Genomic DNA, 23282 nt, shown 5'->3' on the forward strand with positions numbered 1-23282 from the left:
AGGAACGCGCAGCATGTCTCAAGATTCCCCCATCCCGGCTCCCCCTCTCCGCAGGCTTTTCGCTCCCGTCAGGGCGCTGTTCGTCGGCGATGCTTCGGCCGGTGTGCTGCTGATCATCGTTGCGGCAGCGGCGATGCTCGCCGCCAACTCGCCGCTGGCAGGCGAGTATCGCGAACTGTTCTATGGCGAGCTGTCGTGGACCCCGATCGCCAAGCTCGACGATCTGCACCTGTGGATCAACGACGGGCTGATGGCGCTGTTCTTCTTCGTCGTCGGGCTGGAGGTGAAGCGCGAGATCGTATCCGGGCAATTGTCCGATCCGGCCGCGCGGCGTCTGCCGATGGTGGCGGCGGCGGCCGGGATGCTGGTCCCCGCCGGAGTGTTCATGCTGGTGTCCGGCGGCGGGGAATACACCCGTGGCTGGGCGATCCCGGCGGCGACCGATATCGCGTTCGCGATGGGCGTCCTCGGCCTGCTGGGCAGCCGCGTGCCGGCTTCGTTACGGCTGTTCCTGCTCACCGTGGCGATCGTCGACGATATCGGCGCGGTACTGGTTATCGCGGTGTTCTACACGCCTTCGATCGCAATGATCTGGCTGGTCGCTTCGATCGTGGTGCTGGCCGCGATGGTCGGTCTCAACCGGCTGCGGGTCGGCGCGTTCTGGCCTTATCTCCTGCTCGCAGCGGTGTTGTGGTATTGCGTGCTCAACACCGGAGTGCACGCGACCATCGCCGGGGTGCTCGCCGCGCTCACGATCCCGCTGCGACGGGCGGATGGCAATTCGATGCTGGAGCGGCTCGAACACGGGCTCGCGCCGTGGAGCGCCTATCTCGTGGTCCCGGTGTTCGGCTTTGCCAATGCCGGGGTCTCGCTATCCGGAATGGGCCCCGGCGCGCTGCTCGATCCGCTGCCCTATGCGATCGCCGCCGGGCTGGTCGTGGGCAAGCAGATCGGGATCTTTTCGACGGTGTTCATCCTCGACAAGACCGGCTTCGCACCGCGCCCGGCCGGGGCGAGCTGGACCGAAATCTGGGGCATCTCGATCCTGTGCGGGATCGGCTTCACCATGAGCCTGTTCATCGGCAGCCTGGCGTTCCCGACCCAGCCGCTGCTGATCGAGGAAGCCAAGATCGGCATCCTTACCGGCTCGGCGATCTCGGCGGTGCTGGGCTTCATCGTCCTGCGCATGACAACCACGCACCCCGATGAGGATTGCAACGATCGGGGTATTCAGCCGGAAAAGGCGGAAGCCTGAGCCGCGAGTCGCTCGCGCTGCCTCACCAGCTGCCGGTGTTCTCCATGCTCGCCCAGGGTTCCTGCGGCTCGAGATGGCCTTCCTGCAGCAATTCGACCGAGATCCCGTCGGGCGACTTGACGAATGCCATGTGCCCGTCGCGCGGCGGGCGGTGGATCGTATGGCCCGCATCGGCCAGCTTCCGGCACGTGTCGTAGATATTCTCGACCCGGTAGGCGAGATGGCCGAAATTGCGCCCGCCATCGTAGTGCTCCGGCGCGCCGCCGTCTTCGGGCGGCCAGTTGTAGGTCAGCTCGACTTCGGCGACGCCTTCCTGCCCCGGGGCGGCGAGGAAGATCAGCGTGAACCGCCCCGCTTCGACATCGAAGCGGCGCACTTCCTCCAGCCCGATCAGCCTGAAGAACGCCACCGTCGCGTCGGGATCGGTCACGCGGATCATCGAATGCAGGTATTTGACCATGTTCATCTCGCAGCAATTCAAAAACGGTTCATCGACATTCATGCACAACTCGTCGCAGGGACGCGTTGGATCAAGGGAGCATGCGATGAGCGAGGGACAGGTGCAAGACACGATTGACGAACGCGGAGGGTTGCTGCGCAGTCCGGCAACCGCGCGATGGTTCGGCACGGCAACGATTGCGGCGATCGGAATGATCCTCGGCGGCTATCTGCTCGGCGACGGGCTGTTGCGCGCCAAGGAGGCGGAGCGATCGGTCACGGTACGCGGCCTGGCGGAACGCGATGTCACCGCCGATCTAGCGACCTGGACGATTTCCTATTCCGCCAGTTCGGTCGACCTGGCCGAGGCGCAGAGCAAGGTGCGCCGCGATACGCAGTCGATCGAAACTTTTTTCAAGGAGCTCGGCTTTCCCGAAGACGCCCTGCAGCCGACCGGCGCCAACGTCTCCAGCTACACCAGCAATGGGGTAACGACCTACACCGTGCGCCAGCGGCTGTCGCTGCGCACCGACGATATCGAGCGCGCGCAGAAGGCGGTGGCCCGGCAGTTCGACCTGGTCGGGCGCGGCGTGTTTCTCGAAGAAGGGTCGGGGATGAGCTACACCTTCACCGGCCTCAATTCGATCAAGCCCGAAATGGTCGCCGAGGCGACCCGCGACGCGCGCGCCGCGGCGCAGCAGTTCGCCGAGGACTCGGGCGCAGGCGTTGGCGCGATCAAGGACGCCACCCAGGGCTATTTCTCGATCGAAGCTCGCGACGGCGATGAGGGCGGCTGGGGCACCTCGGACAGCCCCTACAAGAAGGTGCGCGTGGTCACGACGGTGAACTTCAGCCTCGACTGATCGCGCCCATGCCAAAGGGCGCGGGACCCTTCGGTCCCACGCCCCTGTTCCACCTGCTGCAAACGGGCTGGCGCGGCTTCTTTAGAAGCTCGCGCTCAGCGTGACGACGAAGGCATCATCGGTGAAGACGCCGCCCGGATCGATCAGGGCGTCACCCTCGACTCCGACGTACGCCGCGCTGAGCGTAGCCGGACCGATGGCGAAATCGGCACCGATCGACCAGTCGAAAGCTTCGCTGTCGGTGGTGAAGGTCAGGAACCCGTCGGTGTAGCCGAGATGTCCGTTGATCGTGATCGGCGTGTTCGGAATGCCGACCCCGACATCGGTGTAGAGATACAGGTTGTCGGTGCCGCCGAGCGAATCCTGCTCGGGCGCATAGGCGATGCCGCCGGTCACCGATGCCGGACCAAGCCCGACGCTGAGCGAGCCGTAGAATTCGACGTAGTCGAAATCGCCCGGACCCGCATCGGGATAGAGATAGCCGATCACACCGACATCGGCCGACAGGCCATCGGTAAGGTCGCCGGTCCACCCGCCATAGATGTCGAGCTCGGTCGAGCCGTATCCTACGGTCTGTTCGTCCAGGCTCGAGCCCCAGGTGCCGACGTAGAAGCCGGACGAATGGCTGAGATCGAACCCGCCCTGTACCGCCAGTTCGCCACCCGAAAGATCGACTCCGCGAAAGCGATATTCCGAGGTGAGTGCGATGTTGGCGGAAAACGTGATGCCGCTCTCGCCGCCGACCGCGCTGGCTTCGGCTTCATCGACCGGCTCGCTCGCGCGATCGATCCCGGCCGTGACGGTGACGGGAGATTTTTCGGCAGCACTGTCGTTGAGCGCGGCATCGGCGGCGAGCAATTCGGCGCCGATTTCGGCGTCGTTTCCGATCGCCTCTTCGGATGCGGTATCCGAAGCAAATGCGGGAGCAGCAGAGAGGAGCATTCCCGCAGAAAAAGTAGCGGCCGTAAGGCCGCGGATGGACGTTAGCATGACAACTTCCTTTGTTATGTTGTTGCTTCGTCCCACCTGCACATTCGCGCGGTTGCCTCTTTTGCGGCAATCTCATGCAAATGCGAAACAATCGTGCCGAATTATGCCGCACTGCACAAGAGAAATTGCGCCACTGTCCCCGAAGGAACGCGGGTGTGGGGTTTTTGCATCAACCCGCCCAACGCGGCCCATTCAGTTGCCGTTCGGACTGCGCTTGATTAAGGGGCATCGCTTTCCTGTATAGCTGTATCACCATGCTCGACGCGCTGCGCCAGATATTCCGTCCCAAGCCGAAGGGACGCCAGCCTTCCGTTCCGGAGGGCACGCGGTTCTATGTCATCGGCGACATCCATGGGCGGCTCGATCTCTTCAAGGCGCTAATCGCGGCGATCGAGGAAGACGATGCGCAGCGCGGCACGGCCAATACCCAGGTCGTCCTGCTGGGCGACCTTGTCGACCGCGGGCCCGACAGCGCCGGAGTGATCAAGCGGGCGCGCAAATGGCAGAAGAAGCGCAAGGTCCGGATCCTCGCGGGCAACCACGAGGAGATGTTTCTCGAGGCGTTCGAGAAACCCGACGTCCTGCGGCACTTCCTCAAGCACGGCGGCCGCGAAACGATCATGAGCTACGGCGTGTCGCGCAAGCAGTTCAACGCGATGACGCTCGACGAGCTGTTCGCGAAACTCCCTCAGATCGTTTCGCAGTCTGAGCGCGACTACATCGCCGGGTTCGAGGAAATGATCATCGCCGGCGATTACCTGTTCGTGCATGCCGGGATCGATCCGGCCGCGCCGATCGACGCCCAGAAGCGCAGCGACATGCTGTGGATCCGCGATCGCTTCCTCAACCACGAAGGGCCGCTGGAGAAGGTGGTGGTGCATGGTCACACCATCTTCGATCGGGTGATGGATTGCGGCAATCGCATCGGGATTGATACTGGCGCTTTCCGTTCAGGTGTGCTTACCGCACTGGTGCTCGAAGCCGACCAGCGCCAGATCCTTCAGGCCTGCGATGCGGATGGCGGGATCGCAATCCTGCACGGCGATCGGGCGCGCTAGGCCGCACACGCGGGCACCGGGGTTCCCCGGGAGGAATTCGACACGATGAGGGTTGCGCCATGAAGATCGCAATGGTGGGTTCGGGCTATGTCGGGCTTGTTTCCGGGGCATGCTTTGCCGATTTCGGCCATGACGTGGTTTGCATCGACAAGGATGAAGGCAAGATTGCGCGGCTGCGCGAAGGGATCATGCCGATCTACGAACCCGGGCTCGAAGCGCTGGTCGAAAGCAATGCGAAAGCCGGGCGGCTGTCTTTCACCACAAGTCTCGCCGAAGGGATCGAAGGCGCGAGCGCGATCTTCATCGCGGTCGGCACACCTAGCCGCCGCGGCGACGGGCACGCCGATCTGACCTTCGTGTACGAAGTGGCGCGCGAAGTGGGACAAAATCTCGCCGGCGACGCGGTCGTCGTCACCAAGTCGACCGTTCCGGTGGGGACTGGCGACGAGGTCGAACGGATCATCGGCGACACCGGAACCGGCCACCGTTTCGCGGTCGTTTCCAATCCGGAATTCCTTCGGGAAGGCGCCGCCATCGGCGATTTCAAGCGCCCCGACCGGATCGTGATCGGGGCCGAGGACGAATTCGGCCGCGAGGTCATGCGCGAGGTCTATCGCCCGCTGTTCCTCAACGAATCCCCGATCCTGTTCACCTCGCGCCGCACCAGCGAGCTGATCAAATACGCCGCCAACGCCTTCCTCGCGACCAAGATCACCTTCATCAACGAAATGGCCGATCTGTGCGAGAAAGTCGGCGCGAACGTGCAGGACGTCGCGCGCGGGATCGGCATGGACAACCGCATCGGGCCCAAGTTCCTCAACGCCGGGCCGGGCTATGGCGGTTCGTGCTTCCCCAAGGATACGCTCGCGCTGCTCAAGACCGCCGAGGATTACGACAGCCCTACCCGGATCGTCGAGGCCGTGGTCAAGACCAACGACAGCCGCAAGCGCGCGATGGGCCGCAAGGTGCTGGACGCGCTGGGCGGAGCCGAGGCGGCGCGCGGCAAGAAGGCCGCACTGCTCGGCCTGACGTTCAAGCCCAACACCGACGACATGCGCGACAGCCCCTCGATCGCGATCGCGCAGACGCTCGCGGATGCCGGGGTCGCGATCGCGGCCTACGATCCGGAAGGCATGGATCAGGCGCGCCCGCTGATGCCCGGGGTCGAGATGTGCGAAGACCCCTACGCCGCGATCGCCAATGCCGATGCGGTGGTGATCGTGACCGAATGGGATGCATTCCGCGCGCTCGACCTCGCGCGGATGAAGGACCTCGCAAAGGCCCCTGTGCTGATCGACCTGCGCAACATCTACAGCCCCGATGATGTCCGCGCGGCGGGATTCAGCTATGCCAGCGTGGGCCGCGCCTAGGACCTGGCGACCACGACCGGCGATGCGCCGATCGTGGCGGAAAATGCAGCAATTGCGTTTTACTCATCAGTAAACGCCGGCTCGAATACTCGAAAATTCTGGTCCGGTGCCGTCGGCAATCGGGCAATTATTGGATTTATGACGAGTTATATAAAACTCTTCACCATCGCCGCCATAATTGGATTCGAATTTCATTCGGATTCATAGTAGCCTCCGAGTCGTTGGGATCATCCAGAGAAAAGGGGCTGTAGATGTTCAAACGACATATTCTCTCGAGCGTTGGTGTAATCGGACTGGCCGGAGGGCTGGCGGCATCGCCCGCCTACGCCACGGAAGCCGAAGACGAAGCTGACACGATCGCGCTCGAAGCGCGGGGAACCTTCCAGGGCTTTCGCATCCAGCCGAACGACGCAATCATCGCCTTGCCCGATCAGGCCGCGTTCGTCCTGCGCAGCACCACCGGAGAAGTCGAAGCCACCCCGGTCGCGCCGACGCCGGAAATCATCGCCCGCGACGATGTCGGGCTGGCCGGATCGGTCGATGTCAACGATACCCAGCCATCGGTGGTGCAGCTGTTCAGTCAGCGCAATTCGGATGGCGGCATCTTCTTCAACTGCACCGGCACGGTCATCAATCCGCGCACGATCCTGACGGCGGCTCACTGCCTCAACGTGCGCTCGTCGGAAGCGTACGGCCTGCCCGAGACCGGGGCGGCGCGCACGGTGCTGGTGTCCACCGGGGTCGATTCCGGCGAGCGGTTCTTCAACTATTTCACGACCGGCAACAGCTATTCCGCAGGCGGGGTGGCGAGCAGCACCGATGTGATTATCCACCCCTCGTCGAACCTCGACGAGGGCGACCTGCCCTTCCCGTGGGCGGACATTGCGCTGGTCGCGCTGGACGAGCCGATCACCGATGTTCCGGCGATGCCGATCCTGCTTTCCCCGCTGAGCGAGCTGACCCACGTGATCCAGGTCGGCTACGGCGGCTTCGGCACGGCGGCTACCGGCGATATCGGCATCGGCTTCCTGCGCCGCGTGGGCGAGAACATGCTCGGCGCAGTCGCATCGCCCGCCGACCTGATCGATACGACCTTTCCCGGGTTCGCTCCGTCGGCAACCACGTTCGGAACCGAAACGCAGGCGTTCTATTTCACCGATTTCGATAATCCCGATCGCGTTGGACCTGGTCAGGACAGATGCACCTTCGACGGGTTCGGCATCACCTGCGAAAACCTCCAGGCGGTGCTGGATATCGACTGGTTTGCTGGCGACGCGCTGCCCAACGAAGTGGGCACTGCCGGTGGCGACAGCGGCTCGCCGCTGATTGCCGACCAGCTTGGCGGGCCTCCGGTGGTAACCGCCGTGCTGAGCGGCGGGTTCGACTTCTTCGGGGTCGGCAACACCTATGGCGACATCAGCTTCTACAACCCGCTCTATCCGTTCTTCGAATTCATCACCGAGAACACGCCGTACAAATACGTCTCTGCCAAGCGCGGGATCGGACTCTGGTCCGATCCGAACCGCTGGACGCAGGATCTCGATCCGGGATTCCTGATCGACGACGGCACCGGCAATCTGGTCAACGGCATTCCCGCCGGTTCGGAGCCGGGCGTGTACGAGACCGGACCGAAGCTCGGCACGATTCTCGGCGTCGATATCTCCGGCAATTCCGATCTGCAATCGATCGACCTTCCGCCCGAGGGTACGCCGAATTTCGGGGGCAACACCCCTGAATCCTCGGTGCTGCTCGGCCCGGGTTCGACCGGCTTCGTGCCCAACAACACCGACGGCACGCCGGGCACTTCCTTCGCGAACCCGGCGCAATACTTCGACGTCATCCTCAATCGGTTCGGCGGCACCGTGGTCGACATGGATGTCGAAATCGACAAGCTTACGCTCGACCACGTGTTCGCCGGCTTCGTCCTGCCCGAGGAATACGCGTTCCGCACCATCATCGGCTACGAACAGTTCAACGGGCTGGCGCAGATCGATGGAACGTTCGAAGCCGGTCTCGTCGCGCTGTTCGGCGGACTCACCACCGGCGAGGGCACGATCGCCTCGCCGGCGGTGTTCAACCTGTCGGCCGGCATCGCGCCGGGCGGGCTGTTCGGGATCGGCACGCTCACGATCGACGGAGACTACATCCAGGCCAGCGAAGGCACCTTGTTGGCCAATGTGCAGTTCAACGGTCGCAATGCCGATGCCGACCTGCTGGCGGTGACCGGAGATGCCAGCCTCGCCGGAAACCTGATCGTATCGGGTCGCCGGGGTGTGCGCTTCGGTCGTGAAGCGACCATCCTCACTGCGAGTTCGGTGCTGGGCGATTTCGACGACGTGTTTCTCATCACCGGCTCTCCGCTGCTGTTCGCCGAAACGCGGGTCGAAGGCGGAGACGTGATCGTCTCGATCAATGCGCTGCGGCTGCGCGACCTGTTCGGCCAGTCGAAGAATCTCGCTTCGCTCGGCGCGGCGCTGGATACGTTGCGCTTCGAGGGCCGGTTCGACGAATTTGTCGGCCTGTTCGATGTCATCGACAATGCCGGGATCGGGTCGCTGGTCCCGACGCTGTCTTCGCTGACCCCGATCAGCGCCTTCGAGCAGTCGTTCGTCGCGAACAGCTTTTCGCAGCGCTTCACTGGCCAGCTCGGCCAGCGGACACTGTCGCTGCGCGGGGCCAACGGCGCCGCGGCTGGCTTCTCGTCGGCAGGCGGCGCGACCTTTGCGATCGCCGGGACCAACCCGCAAGATGCCGGGAAGCTCGGCTTCTTCAGCACCGTCAGCGGGTCGTTCCTCGCCAGCGCGGCGGAGCGCAACACCGGCACCAATGCGTTCGAGGAAGCCGCCTTCACGCAGGCGGGCGAATTGACGCTCGGCGCCGATATGCGGGTCTCGGACCATGTCGCCGTCGGCTTCGCGATGACGAATATCCGCAACAGCGCGTCCAATGCCGGGGCTTCGTTCCGTCCGGACGACACCAGCATTGCCGCAGCCGCCTATGCCGCCGCGCAATTCGGGCAGGGTTTTGCCGACATGTATGTCGGCTTCTCGCGCCAGAATTACGGGGTCGAGCGAACCAGCTCGGGCGATTTCGCGCTCGCCTATGCCAGCGCGCAGGGTGCCGCCGAGGGTCGCCAGACCTTCGCCGGGATGCGGGTCGGCTACGCGATCGACGTGGCACCGGGCTTCGAGGTCGGTCCGGTCGCGAGCGTCGACTTCGTCCGCAGCAATATCGGCGGGTATGACGAAGTCGGTGCAGGCCTGTTCGGGCTGACGGTGCATGAACGCAGCTTCACTTCGGTCGGCACCAAATTCGGCCTGATGGGCGCGCTCGATACGCAGGTCGGCCGCACCGGGACGCTCTCCGCGTTCGGATCGGTCGCCTATGCGCGCGAGCTTGCCGACAGCGAGGACGTCGTCACGGCGAACTTCTTCGGTGCGCCGGACGTGCCGTTCTCGATCGTCAACGCGCTCGATCCGGAATGGGTGTCGGTCAATGCCGGGATCGAATTGTCGCTCGGTAGCCGCCTGAGCCTCAGCGCCAGCGGAACGTCCGATCTCGGACGCGGCGTGCTGACCAACAACCAGGGCCGGATGACGATAAGCTGGAAGTTCTAAGCCAGCGCCCTCGGTCCGCCGACAAAGCGGGCCATGAACAAATGACCCCCGCGCCGGGCGATCGGTGCGGGGGTTTCCTTTTGTCGGATCCCGGGAACTGGACAGGTCGGCGCCGCTGGATCAGTGTAACGACCTGTGATCTGCCGCGTATAACCTCGCGGCCGACACTGCGGGAGGACATGCCATGATCGACATTTTCAGCGGCCTATCCACGCTCTTCATTTTCGTTTTGGGCCTCGCCGCGCTTGCGATCGTGGTGCTGTTCTTCATCGATCGCTACCAGACCGCCGATACCGTTCGGCGCAACTATCCGGTGATCGGACGGATGCGCTACATCCTCTCCGACCTCGGCGAATTCTTCCGCCAGTATTTCTTCGCGATGGACCGCGAGGAAATGCCCTTCAACCGCGCCCAGCGCGACTGGGTCTACGATGCGGCGAAGCACGAATCGACCAATGTCGCGTTCGGTTCGACCCGCAATCTCGAGCCGGTCGGCACACCGATCTTCGTCAATTGCCCGTGGCCCACGCTGGAGGAGGACGCGGTCGAGGCCGCGCCGATGCGGATCGGCGATGGAGCGGCGCGCATTCCCTACGACGCGCCCTCGCTCTTCAACATTTCGGGCATGAGCTACGGCGCGATCTCGGTCCCGGCGGTGCGCGCGCTGTCGAACGGCGCGGCGATGGCGAAATGCTGGATGAACACCGGCGAAGGCGGCCTTGCACCCTATCATCTCGAAGGCGGCTGCGACATCGTGTTCCAGATCGGCACCGCGAAATACGGGGTGCGCGACGAGGATGGCAAATTGTCGGACGACAAGCTGCGCGAGGTCGCATCGCACGAGCAGGTGCGAATGTTCGAGATCAAGCTCTCGCAGGGAGCCAAGCCAGGCAAGGGCGGCATCCTGCCCGCCACCAAGGTCAATGCCGAGATCGCGAAGATCCGGGGTATCCCGGAAGGCGAGGACTCGATCTCGCCCAATCGTCACCCCGAAATCGGCAGCAATGCCGAGCTGCTCGACATGATTGCGCATATCCGCGAGGTCACCGGCAAGCCGGTCGGGATCAAGACCGTGATCGGCGCCTATGGCTGGATCGAGGAGTTGTTCGAAGAGATCAATGCGCGCGGGCAGGAGAGTGCGCCCGATTTCATCACCGTCGATGGCGGCGATGGCGGCACGGGCGCGGCGCCGCTGCCGCTGATCGACAATGTCGGGCTGACCCTGCGCGAGGCTCTGCCGATGCTGGTCGATTTGCGCGATGCGGGAGGGCTGAAGGACCGCATCCGCATTGTCGCGAGCGGCAAGCTGGTGACTCCGAGCGAGGTCGCGTGGGCGCTTTGCGCGGGCGCGGACTTCGTGATCTCGGCGCGCGGCTTCATGTTCGCGCTCGGCTGCATCCAGGCGATGAAGTGCAACAAGAACACCTGCCCGACCGGCATCACCACCCACGACCCCGCGCTGCAACGCGGGCTGGACCCGGCGAACAAAGCGGTGCGGGTGGCAAACTTCGTCGAGCAGATGCGGAAAGAGGTGGGCGTGATCGCGCATAGCTGCGGCGTGCCGGAGCCACGGCGTCTGAAGCGCTACCACGTGCGGCTGGTCTGCCCGGACGGACGCTCGCGGCCGCTGGACGAGCTGTGGCCGCCGGTTAGGCCGGAAGGCCAGGTCGCGGCCTAGGTCTCGGATAGCAGCTTGAGCGTGCCAAAGAAGGCTGGGTGCTCGCAATCGAAGAATTCGGCTGCTTCTTCGGGAGTGCCATGCCTGCTCCCGTCAAAGCGCGGCTTTAGCTTTCCTTCCCAAACGCGGAAGACCTGCACAAGTTCGCCGGCATTGTTGCGCGCCGAGTACCAACCGCTTTCGGGGTCATACTCGGTCGCCGCATTCCACTGACAGCTCTGTCCCGTATCCAGCGTCATCAAGCCTTCGAGCCTGATAGCACCGTCGCCAAGCCCGGTCAGGATGACCGTTTGGTATGACGTTTCGCGGATGGCCGGGAGCAAACGTTTGTACAATTCGCTCCGGCGCATTCGATCGGGCACCGGGACAATGTCGAGATCGAATCGCAGGGTCTCATCCTTGCCTAGATCGATCTCGGTTCCCAAACTCGCGAGCAATTCGGTGATCCGCTCATCGTAGAGTTCATAGAGGCATTTGGGCCGCTCGCATGCCGCGCGCTTTTCGCGCCACAGCCTTTGCTCGCCCACGATGCCGGGTACCCCGCGCCGACGTGCAAGCTGGAAGACCTTGGTCAGTTCTCCATCGAGGCGGCGCAGCGGGTGTCCCCACTGGCTGCATGTCTGTTGATCAGCGAATGTTTCCTGTCGGTCGCAATCGAATTCGGGAATTTGTCTCCTGTATCGCTCCGTCTCATCCATGAGCTTGTGAAACTCACTGTTCGAGAGTGTAACCGCGGTCGCACCCGACTGCTCGGAACCGTTGGCAACAACGACCGATGCACCGATCTCAACGTCTTTCAGAAGACGGACCGCCGATGGATTGATCCGCGTCCGCTCAAAGGTGGCTCCCTTGAAAGTGCGCCATCCGATAAAGCCCGATTCGGAAATGTCGGCATCGGTGAAATCGACGCTGTCATAGGTCCCACGGCCGGTTACGCGGCAATTGAGTTCCTGTGTGCCCGCACAGTGATAAGCGAAACCGCGCATGCTCGCTGCAGTGAAATCGGCGTCGAGAAGCTGGCTGTTGCCGAATGCGCCAATCCAGGCCCCACCATCCAACACGGCCTCGGAGAAATCGGCATTCTCTGCGTTTACCCCGACAAAGCGAGTGCCCGTGAGGTCCGCCTCGCTCCAGTCGGCGTGTTCGATGCTCGAATAGACCAGCGATCCCTGAGTGAATGTTGCGCGATGCGCCTTGCTCTCGGCGAGGATGCTGGAGTGAATGCAACCGCCTTCGAGGGTCTCCAGAAGGATTGAGATATCCTCTCCCGCCAGATTCGCGCCATAGACAATCACCGCCTCGCCGCCACCCTGCTTTGCTTGTGTGGCAATTTCGGCGGCAGTACCCATCGAGCGCGCGTCAATGACGGTCGAATTTTCGCCCAGGCTGCATTGTGCGCGGACCTCCGCGGCGCGCTCGGGGGTCAGCATCGCAATCTCGCCCATCGGCGTCACGATATGCGTCGCCGTGATCAGAACACTGGCGATGGTTTGAAGCATGCCTTTACCCGATTGCCCATTGTTATTCGCATTCCCGATATATTGTCGGACTTAAGCCATTGTGAATCCTGTGAATGCGTCAGGGGCCTCATAAGCCGGGTTCTGTCTCCGCAACCGGTATCTTGCGACCAGCGCTGCGGTGGCAGCCATTCGTCTAGGCCGTCCGTTGCCGAACGGCTCAAGCAGCCAACCCGGGCCTCTCGCGGCGAAGCGCCACTGCCTGCCCCGAAAGACAGGCGCGAGGCCCCTATTTGGCCTTGCTCCGGGTGGGGTTTGCCATGCGGACACTGTTGCCAGAGCCCCGGTGCGCTCTTGCCGCACCCTTTCACCCTTGCCTGTGCGCTTTAGGCGCCATCGGCGGTATACTCTCTGTGGCACTTTCCCTGAGCCTGCGCCGAAACGCCTGCCCGGCGGGCGTTACCCGCCACCCTTGCTTCGTGGAGCCCGGACTTTCCTCGGTATCTTCTCGATAACGCGGCTGCCTCAGCCCCCTGACAAGCGCCGCTTATACCAGACGCAACCTGTAGGGAAGCTTACCGCGCAATCCCCCGATCGCGATCGAGCAGCAGCTGGAACAGGATCGCGCCGATCTGCTGGTCGACCTGACCGTCGATCAGCTCCGGCCGCCAGCGACGCTGGAACGCCTCGACCGCCTTCGCTGGGTCGGCAATGTCGTAACCGAAACGTTCGAGCGCGAGCATGAACGCGCCGTCGTTCTGGAACGGGTCGCCCAGTTCGAGCTTTTCCGGCCGGGGCAGACACAATCCGTACCCGGCCAGCCGATCCCACGGGAACAGCTCGCCCGGATCGATCTTGCGGGCGGGCGCGACGTCGGAATGACCGACGACATTGGCACGCGGGATGTTGTGATCCTCGACGATCCGCGCCACCAGCGGCACCAGCGCCTCGAACTGGGCGTCGGAGAATGCGCGATAGCCGCCCGCGTGGCCGGGGTGGTCAAGCTCGATCCCGATGCTCGCCGAATTGACGTCCCTGATCCCGCGCCAGTACGAAGTCCCCGCGTGCCAGGCGCGCTTGTCCTCGGGCACCAGCTGGGTCACCACGCCTTCCTCGCTGATCAGGTAATGCGCGCTAACCTTCGCCTCGGGAGAGGTCATCTTGCCCAGCGCCGCCTCGATCGGCTTCATCTCGGTATAGTGCAGCACCAGCATGGTCAGCGGCAGCGCGCGTTCGTCGAAATTGGGCGAGTGGACGACCGCGTGGACCAGCTCCGATCGGCGCATGCGCTTGCCCATGCGGTTACCCGATCATCCCTTCGGGCTGCGGCAGCACCGCGCCGAGCACCAACGTCTTGTCGGCCAGCTTGTATTGCAGCCCGCCGCCCAGTTCTTCCGCCACCAGCGCAATCATGTGCGCGGCGGCCGTGCGGCTGGAGAGTTCGCCGCGCGCCAGATCGCCCTGCAGCGCCTTCCCGATCGTCTCGTCGAAGGCGATCCGTTCGCCATTCGCGCGGGTCACGATCTCCGCATTGCCGTCGCGCATTTCGGCGCCGATATCGAGCGTTCCCCCGCGCACCAGCGCATCGAGCGCGATCTGCGCGAGGTTGAGCATCACCTTCACCGCCGGTTTGGGCAGGCTGCTTTCCGACATGGCCCAGTTGATCTTCACCCCCTTGGCATCGCTCGCCAGCGCTTCGATCACGTCCTGCGCCTCCTCGACCGGCACCGCTTCGCCAAACCCGCCAGCCGCGCCGAACGCGAGCCGGAAAAACTTGAGCTTGTCGGTGCTGATCTTGGCGCTCTGTTCGAGCAGCTCGACGCATCGGGCCCGCATTTCCGGGTCCCTTTCGTCGGCGAGCAGTTCGAGCCCGTTGGAAAGCGCGCCGACGGGGCTGAGCATGTCATGGCACAGCCGCGAACACAGGAGCGCGGCAAGATCGGTTTGCGAAGTCATGAAGCGGTCGATTGTCCTACACGATGGAACACTTGGAACACCATCCTAAGGGCAAAACCGCCAGCCTTCCACCTCACCTTGGAAATTGCGCGCAGAAAGCCGGGGAAGCGGTGGAATCGTGCGGTCATCGGGGGCCGGATCAATGCCCGCACAGGGCGTAGGAAAGCGCGCGGAATCCTTCGCGGCGGTCTTGCCAGAATGCCAGCTCGTCGCCTGCGATGATCGCCCACAGCCTGCCATCGCCGGCCGCCAGCGCACGGTCTGTGGCGGACGGTACGGGATCGCCGCCGGGATGCGAGTGGAAATAGCCCAGGACGCAAAGCCCTCCCGCGCGTTCGCTGCGATGGGCATCGATCAGCGCCTGCGGATCGATCTCGAAATGGGTTGCAGGATCGGGATGGACGTTGCGGGTCTCGATCAGCCCGGTGACCCGCATGCCCTTGCCCTGAAGGATTCCGCAGGCTTCGTTGGGGTGAGCGTCCAACACCCACTGCCGCATGGCCTCAACCACCTCACTTGTCACCTCGATGCACATCGCGCATGGCCTTTATCATGCCCTCGGGGGAAATCATTACTGGAACCATCCCCGCCCCTGCCCGGCTCGACAAGGCCCTGGCCGAGGCGACAGAATTGTCGCGCGCACGGGTGCAGGCGCTGATCGCGGAAGGCCGGGTCGAAGTCGGCGGAGCCACCGCCTCTTCGGCGTCCGCCAAGGTCGCGGGGGGCACCCCGTTCACCATCACCGTGCCGCCCGCCGCCGAAGCCGAAGCACGCCCGCAGGATATCCCGCTCGCCATCGCGTTCGAGGACGAGCATATCGTCGTTGTCGACAAGCCAGCCAGCATGGTCGTGCACCCCGCAGCCGGCAATCGGGACGGCACGCTCGTCAACGCCCTGCTGCATCACTGTGCCGGCCAGCTATCGGGGATCGGCGGAGTGGCGCGCCCCGGGATCGTCCACCGCATCGACAAGGACACGTCGGGCCTGCTGGTGGTCGCCAAGTCGGATGCCGCGCACGAGGGGCTGGCCGCGCAGTTCGCCCGACATTCGGTCCACCGCCGCTATCTCGCGGTCTGCGGGGCCATCCCAGCCCTGCCGCAGGCACGATTTCGGGCCGAATCGGCCGCTCCGACGCCAATCGCAAGAAAATGGCGGTGCTCGAAAAGAATTCCTCGCGCGGCAAACATGCGGTTACCCATTACACGGTGCTGGACCGGCTCGAATCGAGCGCGCTGATCGAATGCAGGCTCGAAACCGGGCGAACCCACCAGGTGCGCGTTCACTGTGCATCAATCGGTCATGCGCTATTGGGAGACCCAGTGTACGGAAATGCCCCGAAAGTGTTGAAACCGGTGCTGAAATCGCTGGGATTCGCCCGCCAGGCGCTGCATGCGGCCGAATTGGGCTTCAGCCATCCAATCACCGGAAAAACAATGCTTTTCGAGGCCGGACTGCCCCGCGATATGCGGGAACTAATCGACGAACTTGCACGTTATAATCGATGAAAAGCGCAGCCAAATGCGCAAAACCAACGTATATGTAACCGAGTGGCCCGAAACGCCGGATGCCCATCAGGGGTCCGGCACAAGCGGTCGACAACAGAAAGGTTAGGGAAAAAGTGAGCAAGACCCCATTCGTCCCGGCGCTAGGCGGAGAGCAGAGCCTCAATCGCTACCTGTCGGAGATCAAGAAATACCCCGTGCTGACGGCCGAGCAGGAATACATGCTCGCCAAGCGTTATGCCGAGCACGAAGACCCGGAAGCCGCCGCGCAGCTGGTCTCCAGCCACCTGCGGCTCGTGGCCAAGATCGCGATGGGATATCGCGGCTATGGCCTGCCGGTCAGCGATCTCATTTCCGAAGGCAATGTCGGCCTGATGCAGGGCGTGAAGAAATTCGAGCCCGATCGCGGCTTCCGCCTCGCGACCTACGCGATGTGGTGGATCAAGGCTTCGATCCAGGAATTCATCCTGCGCAGCTGGAGCCTCGTGAAGATGGGCACCACCGCCGCGCAGAAAAAGCTGTTCTTCAACCTGCGCCGGATGAAGAAGCAGCTCGAAGCTTACGAAGACACCGATCTGTCGCCCGAAGACGTGACCAAGATCGCGACCGACCTCGGCGTGCCCGAGCAGGAAGTGGTCAACATGAACCGCCGGATGATGATGGGCGGCGACGGCTCGCTCAACACCCCGATGCGGGGCGGTGAGGAAGGTTCGGGCGAATGGCAGGACTGGCTGACCGACGATCGTCCGCTGCAGGACGAGACGGTGGCCGACGCCGAAGAGGCGCAGGTGCGGCACGAAATGCTGGTCGAGGCGATGGAAAGCCTCAACGAGCGCGAGCAGCACATCCTGACCGAACGCCGCCTGACGGAGAAGCCGCAGACGCTCGAAGAGCTGTCGCAGGTCTACGACGTCAGCCGCGAACGCATCCGCCAGATCGAGGTGCGCGCGTTCGAGAAGCTGCAGAAAGCGATGCAGCGGATCGCCGGAGAACGGCTGCTGCCGGGCGTCGCCTGACACGCACGGCGGCCATCGACGTGGCCTGAAAGATCACCAAGACCCTCCCCGGTTCGCGCCGGGGAGGGTTTTTGTTTGCTCCCCGCGACTTCGCCGCTAATCGACCAGCATGATCCGCACCGTCGCCCGCATTACGGCCAAGACCATCCTGTGGTTCGTCGGACTCAGCCTCGCGCTGGTGATCCTGTTCAAGTGGGTGCCCGTGCCCGTCACCGCGACCATGGTGATGGATGGCAACGGGATCACCAAGGACTGGGAGAGCCTCGAGAACATCGATCCCAACCTCGTCGCGGCAGTGATCGCGGCGGAAGACGGCAAGTTCTGCCAGCACAGCGGCTTCGATGCCGAGGCGATCGAAAAGGCGATCGAGCGCAACCGCCGGGGCGGGCGCATTCGCGGCGGCTCTACCATCAGCCAGCAGACCGCCAAGAACGTCTTCCTGTGGCAGGGCGGCGGTTATTTCCGCAAGGGGCTGGAGGCGTGGTTCACCTTCTGGATCGAGAATGTGTGGGGCAAGCGGCGGATCATGGAGGTCTATCTCAACGTCGCCGAAACCGGGATCGGCACCTATGGCGCTGAGGCCGGGGCGCAGCGCTATTTCGGGAAGTCCGCCGCGCGGCTTTCACCCGATGAAGCGAGCCGCATGGCGGCGGCGCTGCCGCTGCCCAAACAGCGCTCGGTCAAGAACCCGGGCGGGTGGCTGGCCCGTCACGGCAACACGATCGAAGCGCAGATCGGGGTCGTCAAGCGTGACGGGCTCGCATCCTGCGTCTATCAATGATGCCAATGGGTCACGCGCACGCACATCATCATCAAGATCACGAGCGGGGGCACGAGCACGGGCACGACCATGCGCATGGTCCCGGACACAGCCACGCTCCCAAGGATTTCGGCCACGCCTTCGCCATCGGCATCGGGCTCAATTCCGTGTTCGTCGTGGTCGAGGCGACTTTCGGCTTCCTTTACGGCTCGATGGCGCTGGTCGCCGATGCCGGGCACAATCTGTCCGACGTGCTGGCGCTGCTGCTGGCGTGGGGAGCGACGGTCGCCGCCAAACGACCCCCGTCGGACACCTTCACCTACGGGTTCAAGAGCTCGACCATTCTCGCCGCGCTCGCCAATGCGCTGCTGCTGGCGATCGCGATCGGTGCGATCCTGTTCGAGACCTTTCACCGCCTGTTCGAGCCGGTCGAGCCGCAGGGGACCGTGATGGTGGTGGTCGCCGGGATCGGAATCGCGATCAACGCGGGGACCGCGATGCTGTTCATGCGCGGGCAGGATGACCTCAACATTCGCGGTGCCTACCTGCACATGGCGGCCGACGCGCTGGTCTCGGTCGGCGTGGTGGTGGCGGGTTTCGCGATCCTGATCACCGGGCTGTGGTGGATCGATCCGGTAGTCAGCCTCGCGATCGTGGGGATGATCGCATGGGGCACATGGGGTCTGGCCAAGGACAGCCTCAGGATGAGCCTGCTTGCAGTTCCTGCAAGCATTGACGTTGGCGAAGTGCGGCGTCATTTGGCGGGGCTGGAGGGGGTGGAAACCGTGCATGACCTGCATATCTGGCCGATGTCGACGACCGAGACGGCGCTGACCGCGCATCTGGTGATGCCGGGCGAACCGTGTTCGGACGCGTTTCTGCGCGAGATCAGCGATTCGCTGCGCAGCCGCTTCGGCATCAATCATGCGACGATCCAGATCGAGCGCGGCACCGAAAACGATCCGTGCGGGGCCGGCTGCTGATGGAAGCCAACCCCGCATCCGGTCCGACGCCCGCCAGCGCCGAAGCGCGCGAAGCGTTGCGCGCGGCGATGGTGCGGCTGGGCGAAGGCGACAGCGCCGCGCTCGAAGAAATATACACCGCCACCCGCGTGAAACTGTTCGGCATCTGCCTTCGTATCTTGGGCGACAGGAAAGAAGCAGAAGACGCCTTGCAGGACGTATACGTCAATCTTTGGCAAAGAGCCGACCGGTACGATCCGGAACGCGCGAGCCCCATTTCGTGGCTCGCGACCTTTGCGCGCAACCGCGCCATCGATCGCCTGCGCACGGGCAAGGTGCGCGGCGGCGCGGTCCCGGTCGAGGAAGCCGCCCCCCTGCCCGACGAAACGCCGCTGGCCGACAGCCTGCTGATCGATGCCGAACAATCGGCGCAGATTCACCTCTGTCTCGGCAAGCTCGACGACAATGTGCAGCAGCATATTCGCGGAGCGTTCTTCGAGGGCCGCACCTACGCTCAGCTGGCCGAGGCTGCGGATGTGCCGCTCGGCACGATGAAAAGCTGGATCCGCCGTGCGCTGATGAAGCTGCGTGCCTGCCTGGAGGCGAGCGAATGAGCGGCCCCGAAGACATGGATCCGATGGACAACCGCGACGACAAGGTGCTCGCCGCCGAATTCTCGCTCGGCCTGCTCGAAGGCGAGGAACTGCTCGCCGCGCGCGGGCGGCTTGCGACCGATGCCGAATTCGCCGCGCGCAAGCAGTGGTGGGACGACTGGTTCGTGCCGCTGACCGATGCGGTCGGCGGTGCCGAGCCGGGCCCCGAGGTGTGGGACACCATCGCAGCACGGATCGCACAGCGCGGTGCGGGCGCTGCGCCGGTGTCCATGACCGGCGGGCCGGCGGCCGAAACCGGGACCGTCATCGAGCTCCGCAGCCGCCTGCGTCGCTGGCAGTGGACCGCCGGGATCACCTCCGCCGCCGCTGCAATCGCTTTGGCATTTCTCGTCATCCCCGACGGTCCGGCGCCAACCGACGACTTGCCACCCGGCATTGCCGGCCAGGCCTCGGCAGCGCCGCTGATGGCGACGGTGCCGATCGGCGACACCGGATTGCGGCTCGACGTCACCTACTTGCCCGAAAGCGAGCGGATGCTGGTGACCGCGATCGGCCTCACCGCCGACGGGGTGCACGATCACGAATTGTGGCTGGTCCCGGCGCAGGGCGACCTGCAATCGCTCGGCGTCGTCACCCCGGGTCAGATCGTGAGCGTCGATCTGCCCGATGACATCGCGCGCAACATCATCGACGGTTCGCAACTGGTGCTTACGCGCGAACCGATCGGCGGCAAGCCCGAGGGCGAAGCCGCCGGACCGGTCGTGGCCGAAGGCGCGTTCAGCCAGGTCTGAGCCCCGCGCGCCCGTCGCGGACGCCGGACAGTCCGGCGCGCAGTTCGCGATATTTCCCAGGTCTTTGCGATTTTTTCGCATCCGCCCCGCAGTCGCATGCGTAGCTCCAAGCGCAAGACCGGGAGGGCTTGCAGACCAAGGAGAACCCCATGCCTGTACCCCCAAGAGTTTGAAAGCCGCGGCGCTGGCCGCGATCGCTGCGACCACCGGTCTTGCCGCCATCGCCACCGCCCCTGCCGCCGCGCATCACCACAAAGCCGCCGCGCAGCAGGCTCCCAACATCGTCGAAACCGCGATGAGCACCGGCGTGCACGAAACACTGGTCGCCGCGGTCAAGGCCGCCGGCCTGGTCGATACCCTTGCGAGCCCAGGCCCGTTCACCGTTTTCGCGCCGACCGACACCGCATTCGCCAAGCTGCCCGACGGCACCGTCGCGACGCTGGTGAAGCCCGAGAACAAGGGCACCCTCACCAATATCCTGACCTACCACGCAGTCGCCGGTAACGTGACCAGCAGCGATCTCGTCAGCCTGATCAAGAAGCATGGCGGCGAAGCCAGCATCACCACGGTGGCCGGCGGAAAGCTGACGGCCCGCCTTTCGGGCGACACCATCATCATCACCGACGCAAAGGGCCGCGCGAGCGCGGTCACGCAGGCCGACGTGAGCACGTCGAACGGCGTCATTCACGTCACCGATGGAGTGTTCCTCCCGGCCTGACCCACCCCCCATCGCTTTGCGCTGCCCCGCCGTTCCCCCTCCCACTCAGGGGCAGCGCTTCACAGGACCCCGTCCGGCAATCCTCCATGCCGGGCGGGGTTTTGTGTGGGGGTGAGCTCAACTCAGTGCGAAGTCGACCGCCGCCTTGGCATGCAGTCGGGTCGTATCGAACAGCGGCAGCGGGCTGTGATCCTGATCGATCAGCAGCATGATCTCGGTGCAGGCGAGCGCGATACCCTGCGCGCCGCGCATTTGCAGATCGTCGATCATATTGCAGTAGAATCGCCGCGACTCCTCGCGGATTTCGCCGGCGCATAGTTCTGCGAAGATGATCCGGTGCATTTCCGCCCGGTCCTCGGATCCCGGCACTACAACGGCCAGGCCGCGCTCGGCCAACCGCTCGGCGTAGAACGGCTGCTCCATGGTGAAGCGGGTGGCGAGCAGCCCGACCGTATCGTGCCCCGCAGCCTTGATCGCCTCCGCCAGCGGATCGGCAATGTGCAACAGCGGGCAGGAAATGTGCTCTTCGACGCGCGGGGCGACGAGGTGCATGGTGTTGGTAGCGATCAGGATCGCTTCCGCGCCTGCACGCTCCAGCCCGGTCGCCGCCTCGCCCAGCATGTCGCCGAGCCGGTCCCACTCGTCCGCCTTCTGTAGCGCGGCGATGGCGTCGAAATCGAAGCTGTGCATCAGCAGCGGCGCCGAGACGATCCCGCCGCGCCGCGCGCGCACTTCGCGATTGATGATGGCGTAATATTGGGCCGAGCTTTCCCAGCTCATCCCGCCGAGAATACCTAAGGTTTTCATGGAGCGGCTCTAGCGGTGAAGTTCGGCACGAACCAGACGGTTCGCGCCGCGAACGGCGGGGCCGATTGGCCGCCCGAGATTATGCGAGGAAAACCAGCCGCGCGGATGCGCGCGCCCGGCGTTTGAGGGCGAACAGGCTAAGCCGCCGCTTCCTTCTCGGCGTCGTCGTCGTTCGAGTGAACGCGGATCGGGTCCTTCTTGCCTTCGACCACTTCGCCGTCGATCACGATTTCGGTCACGCCTTCCATGTCGGGCAGGTCGAACATCGTATCGAGCAGGATGCCTTCGACGATCGAGCGCAGCCCGCGCGCGCCGGTCTTGCGCAGGATCGCGCGTTCGGCGATCGCCTTGAGCGCATCGTCGGTGAAGCTGAGTTCCACGTCTTCGAGTTCGAACAGCTTCTTGTACTGTTTCACCAGCGCGTTCTTTGGCTCGTTGAGGATCGTCACCAGCGCATCGACATCGAGATCGTGAAGCGTCGCGATCACCGGCAGACGGCCGACGAATTCGGGAATCAGACCGAATTTCAGCAGGTCTTCGGGTTCGCTCTTTTCAAGCAGCTCGCCGACGCGGCGCTTGTCCGGATCGGCGACATGCGCGCCGAAACCGATCGAGCGCTTCTGCAGACGGTCGGCGATGATCTTGTCGAGACCGGCAAACGCGCCGCCGCAGATGAACAGGATGTTGGTCGTGTCGACCTGCAGGAATTCCTGCTGCGGATGCTTGCGCCCGCCCTGCGGCGGAACCGAAGCGGTGGTGCCTTCCATCAGCTTGAGCAGCGCCTGCTGCACGCCCTCGCCCGACACATCGCGCGTGATCGAGGGGTTTTCCGCCTTGCGGGTGATCTTGTCGATCTCGTCGATATAGACGATGCCGTGCTGCGCCTTTTCGACGTTGTAGTCGGAGCTCTGGAGCAGCTTGAGAATGATGTTTTCCACGTCTTCGCCGACGTAGCCGGCTTCGGTCAGCGTGGTCGCATCGGCCATCGTGAACGGCACGTCGAAAGTCCGCGCCAGCGTCTGCGCGAGCAGCGTCTTCCCGGTGCCGGTCGGACCGACCAGCAGAATGTTCGACTTGGCGAGTTCGACATCGCCCGCCTTGCCGCTGTGCTTCAGGCGCTTGTAATGGTTGTGGACCGCGACCGAGAGGTTCCGCTTGGCGCTGTCCTGACCGATGACATAATCGTTGAGCGTCGCGAAGATTTCCGACGGGGTGGGAACCTCGCCTTCCTTCTTGCCTGCAATTCCGGCCTTGGTTTCTTCGCGAATGATGTCGTTGCAAAGCTCGACACACTCGTCGCAAATAAACACGGTCGGTCCGGCAATCAGCTTGCGCACTTCGTGCTGCGACTTGCCGCAGAAGCTGCAATACAGAGTGCTCTTGCTGTCAGATCCGCTCAATTTCGTCATTCCTGTTCATCCTCGAATCCG

Annotated in this window: 20 protein-coding genes, 1 other RNA gene and 1 pseudogene; 13 read left to right on the plus strand and 9 right to left on the minus strand. The window is 64.0% G+C overall.

The window, feature by feature from the left end:
• Positions 1-13: 13 nt before the first annotated feature.
• Positions 14-1255, plus strand: coding sequence for a Na+/H+ antiporter NhaA (gene nhaA, locus KDC96_RS09365; protein ID WP_212448194.1), 1242 nt, complete (start codon positions 14-16; stop codon positions 1253-1255).
• A 22-nt stretch (positions 1256-1277) separates the two neighbouring features.
• On the opposite strand, the gene KDC96_RS09370 is transcribed toward nhaA, so the two are convergent.
• The gene (locus KDC96_RS09370; protein WP_212452566.1) at positions 1278-1715 is read right to left on the minus strand and encodes a VOC family protein; all 438 of its coding nucleotides are present in this window, start codon (positions 1713-1715) and stop codon (positions 1278-1280) included.
• Between the two features lie 190 nt (positions 1716-1905).
• Here KDC96_RS09370 and KDC96_RS09375 point away from each other — a divergent pair, with 190 nt between their 5' ends.
• Positions 1906-2556: an SIMPL domain-containing protein gene (locus KDC96_RS09375; protein ID WP_249172010.1), complete on the plus strand. Its 651-nt coding sequence runs from the start codon at positions 1906-1908 to the stop codon at positions 2554-2556.
• An 81-nt stretch (positions 2557-2637) separates the two neighbouring features.
• Here KDC96_RS09375 and KDC96_RS09380 read toward each other — a convergent pair whose 3' ends face one another.
• A complete protein-coding gene (locus KDC96_RS09380) occupies positions 2638-3498 on the minus strand; it encodes a TorF family putative porin (RefSeq protein WP_249171739.1) in 861 nt (286 codons plus the stop codon).
• Between the two features lie 302 nt (positions 3499-3800).
• On the opposite strand from KDC96_RS09380, the gene KDC96_RS09385 reads away from it, so the two are divergent.
• The 4 genes from KDC96_RS09385 to KDC96_RS09400 all read left to right on the plus strand — a co-directional run bounded on the left by KDC96_RS09385 (position 3801) and on the right by KDC96_RS09400 (position 11269).
• Positions 3801-4604: a metallophosphoesterase family protein gene (locus KDC96_RS09385; protein WP_212448197.1), complete on the plus strand. Its 804-nt coding sequence runs from the start codon at positions 3801-3803 to the stop codon at positions 4602-4604.
• Between the two features lie 59 nt (positions 4605-4663).
• Entirely contained in the window at positions 4664-5974 is a 1311-nt protein-coding gene (locus KDC96_RS09390) for a UDP-glucose/GDP-mannose dehydrogenase family protein (protein WP_212448198.1), read from the plus strand.
• A gap of 251 nt (positions 5975-6225) precedes the next feature.
• Positions 6226-9591 carry an autotransporter domain-containing protein gene (locus tag KDC96_RS09395; protein ID WP_212448199.1) on the plus strand — a complete coding sequence of 1122 codons (3366 nt, stop codon included), beginning with the start codon at positions 6226-6228 and terminating at the stop codon, positions 9589-9591.
• Positions 9592-9775: 184 nt separating this feature from the next.
• On the plus strand, positions 9776-11269 hold the full coding sequence (locus KDC96_RS09400; RefSeq protein WP_212448200.1) for an FMN-binding glutamate synthase family protein: 1494 nt from the start codon (positions 9776-9778) through the stop codon (positions 11267-11269).
• On the opposite strand, the gene KDC96_RS09405 is transcribed toward KDC96_RS09400, so the two are convergent.
• The 5 genes from KDC96_RS09405 to KDC96_RS09425 all read right to left on the minus strand — a co-directional run bounded on the left by KDC96_RS09405 (position 11266) and on the right by KDC96_RS09425 (position 15217).
• Positions 11266-12768 (minus strand): pentapeptide repeat-containing protein, encoded by a 1503-nt coding sequence (locus KDC96_RS09405; protein WP_212448201.1) that lies wholly within the window; start codon positions 12766-12768, stop codon positions 11266-11268. The two genes, KDC96_RS09400 and KDC96_RS09405, sit on opposite strands and share 4 nt — an antisense overlap.
• Positions 12769-12843: 75 nt before the next feature.
• An RNA gene (gene rnpB / locus KDC96_RS09410) (RNase P RNA component class A) lies at positions 12844-13263 on the minus strand.
• Between the two features lie 38 nt (positions 13264-13301).
• Positions 13302-14024: an N-acetylmuramoyl-L-alanine amidase gene (locus tag KDC96_RS09415; RefSeq protein WP_371815468.1), complete on the minus strand. Its 723-nt coding sequence runs from the start codon at positions 14022-14024 to the stop codon at positions 13302-13304.
• A gap of 4 nt (positions 14025-14028) precedes the next feature.
• On the minus strand, positions 14029-14682 hold the full coding sequence (locus KDC96_RS09420) for a histidine phosphotransferase family protein (protein WP_212448202.1): 654 nt from the start codon (positions 14680-14682) through the stop codon (positions 14029-14031).
• Between the two features lie 139 nt (positions 14683-14821).
• On the minus strand, positions 14822-15217 hold the full coding sequence (locus KDC96_RS09425; protein WP_212448203.1) for a Mov34/MPN/PAD-1 family protein: 396 nt from the start codon (positions 15215-15217) through the stop codon (positions 14822-14824).
• Positions 15218-15234: 17 nt separating this feature from the next.
• On the opposite strand from KDC96_RS09425, the pseudogene KDC96_RS09430 reads away from it, so the two are divergent.
• From KDC96_RS09430 to KDC96_RS09460, 7 genes and pseudogenes are all read left to right on the plus strand, one after another.
• A pseudogene (locus KDC96_RS09430) lies at positions 15235-16187 on the plus strand (RluA family pseudouridine synthase).
• Positions 16188-16246: 59 nt separating this feature from the next.
• Positions 16247-17200 carry an RNA polymerase sigma factor RpoH gene (gene rpoH, locus KDC96_RS09435; protein WP_256438996.1) on the plus strand — a complete coding sequence of 318 codons (954 nt, stop codon included), beginning with the start codon at positions 16247-16249 and terminating at the stop codon, positions 17198-17200.
• Between the two features lie 109 nt (positions 17201-17309).
• Positions 17310-17981 carry a monofunctional biosynthetic peptidoglycan transglycosylase gene (mtgA, locus tag KDC96_RS09440; RefSeq protein WP_212448205.1) on the plus strand — a complete coding sequence of 224 codons (672 nt, stop codon included), beginning with the start codon at positions 17310-17312 and terminating at the stop codon, positions 17979-17981.
• A gap of 5 nt (positions 17982-17986) precedes the next feature.
• Positions 17987-18943 carry a cation diffusion facilitator family transporter gene (locus tag KDC96_RS09445; RefSeq protein WP_212448206.1) on the plus strand — a complete coding sequence of 319 codons (957 nt, stop codon included), beginning with the start codon at positions 17987-17989 and terminating at the stop codon, positions 18941-18943.
• Positions 18943-19536, plus strand: coding sequence for a sigma-70 family RNA polymerase sigma factor (locus tag KDC96_RS09450; protein WP_212448207.1), 594 nt, complete (start codon positions 18943-18945; stop codon positions 19534-19536). Before KDC96_RS09445 ends, KDC96_RS09450 begins: the two co-directional genes overlap by 1 nt.
• Positions 19533-20327: an anti-sigma factor domain-containing protein gene (locus tag KDC96_RS09455; protein WP_212448208.1), complete on the plus strand. Its 795-nt coding sequence runs from the start codon at positions 19533-19535 to the stop codon at positions 20325-20327. The genes KDC96_RS09450 and KDC96_RS09455 overlap by 4 nt, the downstream gene beginning before the upstream one ends.
• Positions 20328-20496: 169 nt before the next feature.
• Positions 20497-21045 (plus strand): fasciclin domain-containing protein, encoded by a 549-nt coding sequence (locus KDC96_RS09460; protein ID WP_212448209.1) that lies wholly within the window; start codon positions 20497-20499, stop codon positions 21043-21045.
• Positions 21046-21162: 117 nt separating this feature from the next.
• Here the strand turns inward: KDC96_RS09460 and KDC96_RS09465 are convergent, their stop codons facing one another.
• Both KDC96_RS09465 and clpX read right to left on the minus strand, forming a co-directional pair.
• Entirely contained in the window at positions 21163-21852 is a 690-nt protein-coding gene (locus KDC96_RS09465; protein ID WP_212448210.1) for an aspartate/glutamate racemase family protein, read from the minus strand.
• Positions 21853-21989: 137 nt separating this feature from the next.
• Positions 21990-23261, minus strand: coding sequence for an ATP-dependent Clp protease ATP-binding subunit ClpX (gene clpX / locus KDC96_RS09470; RefSeq protein ID WP_212448211.1), 1272 nt, complete (start codon positions 23259-23261; stop codon positions 21990-21992).
• Positions 23262-23282 lie beyond the last annotated feature (21 nt).

Source organism: Erythrobacter sp. JK5, from assembly GCF_018205975.1.
Lineage (GTDB): Bacteria > Pseudomonadota > Alphaproteobacteria > Sphingomonadales > Sphingomonadaceae > Erythrobacter.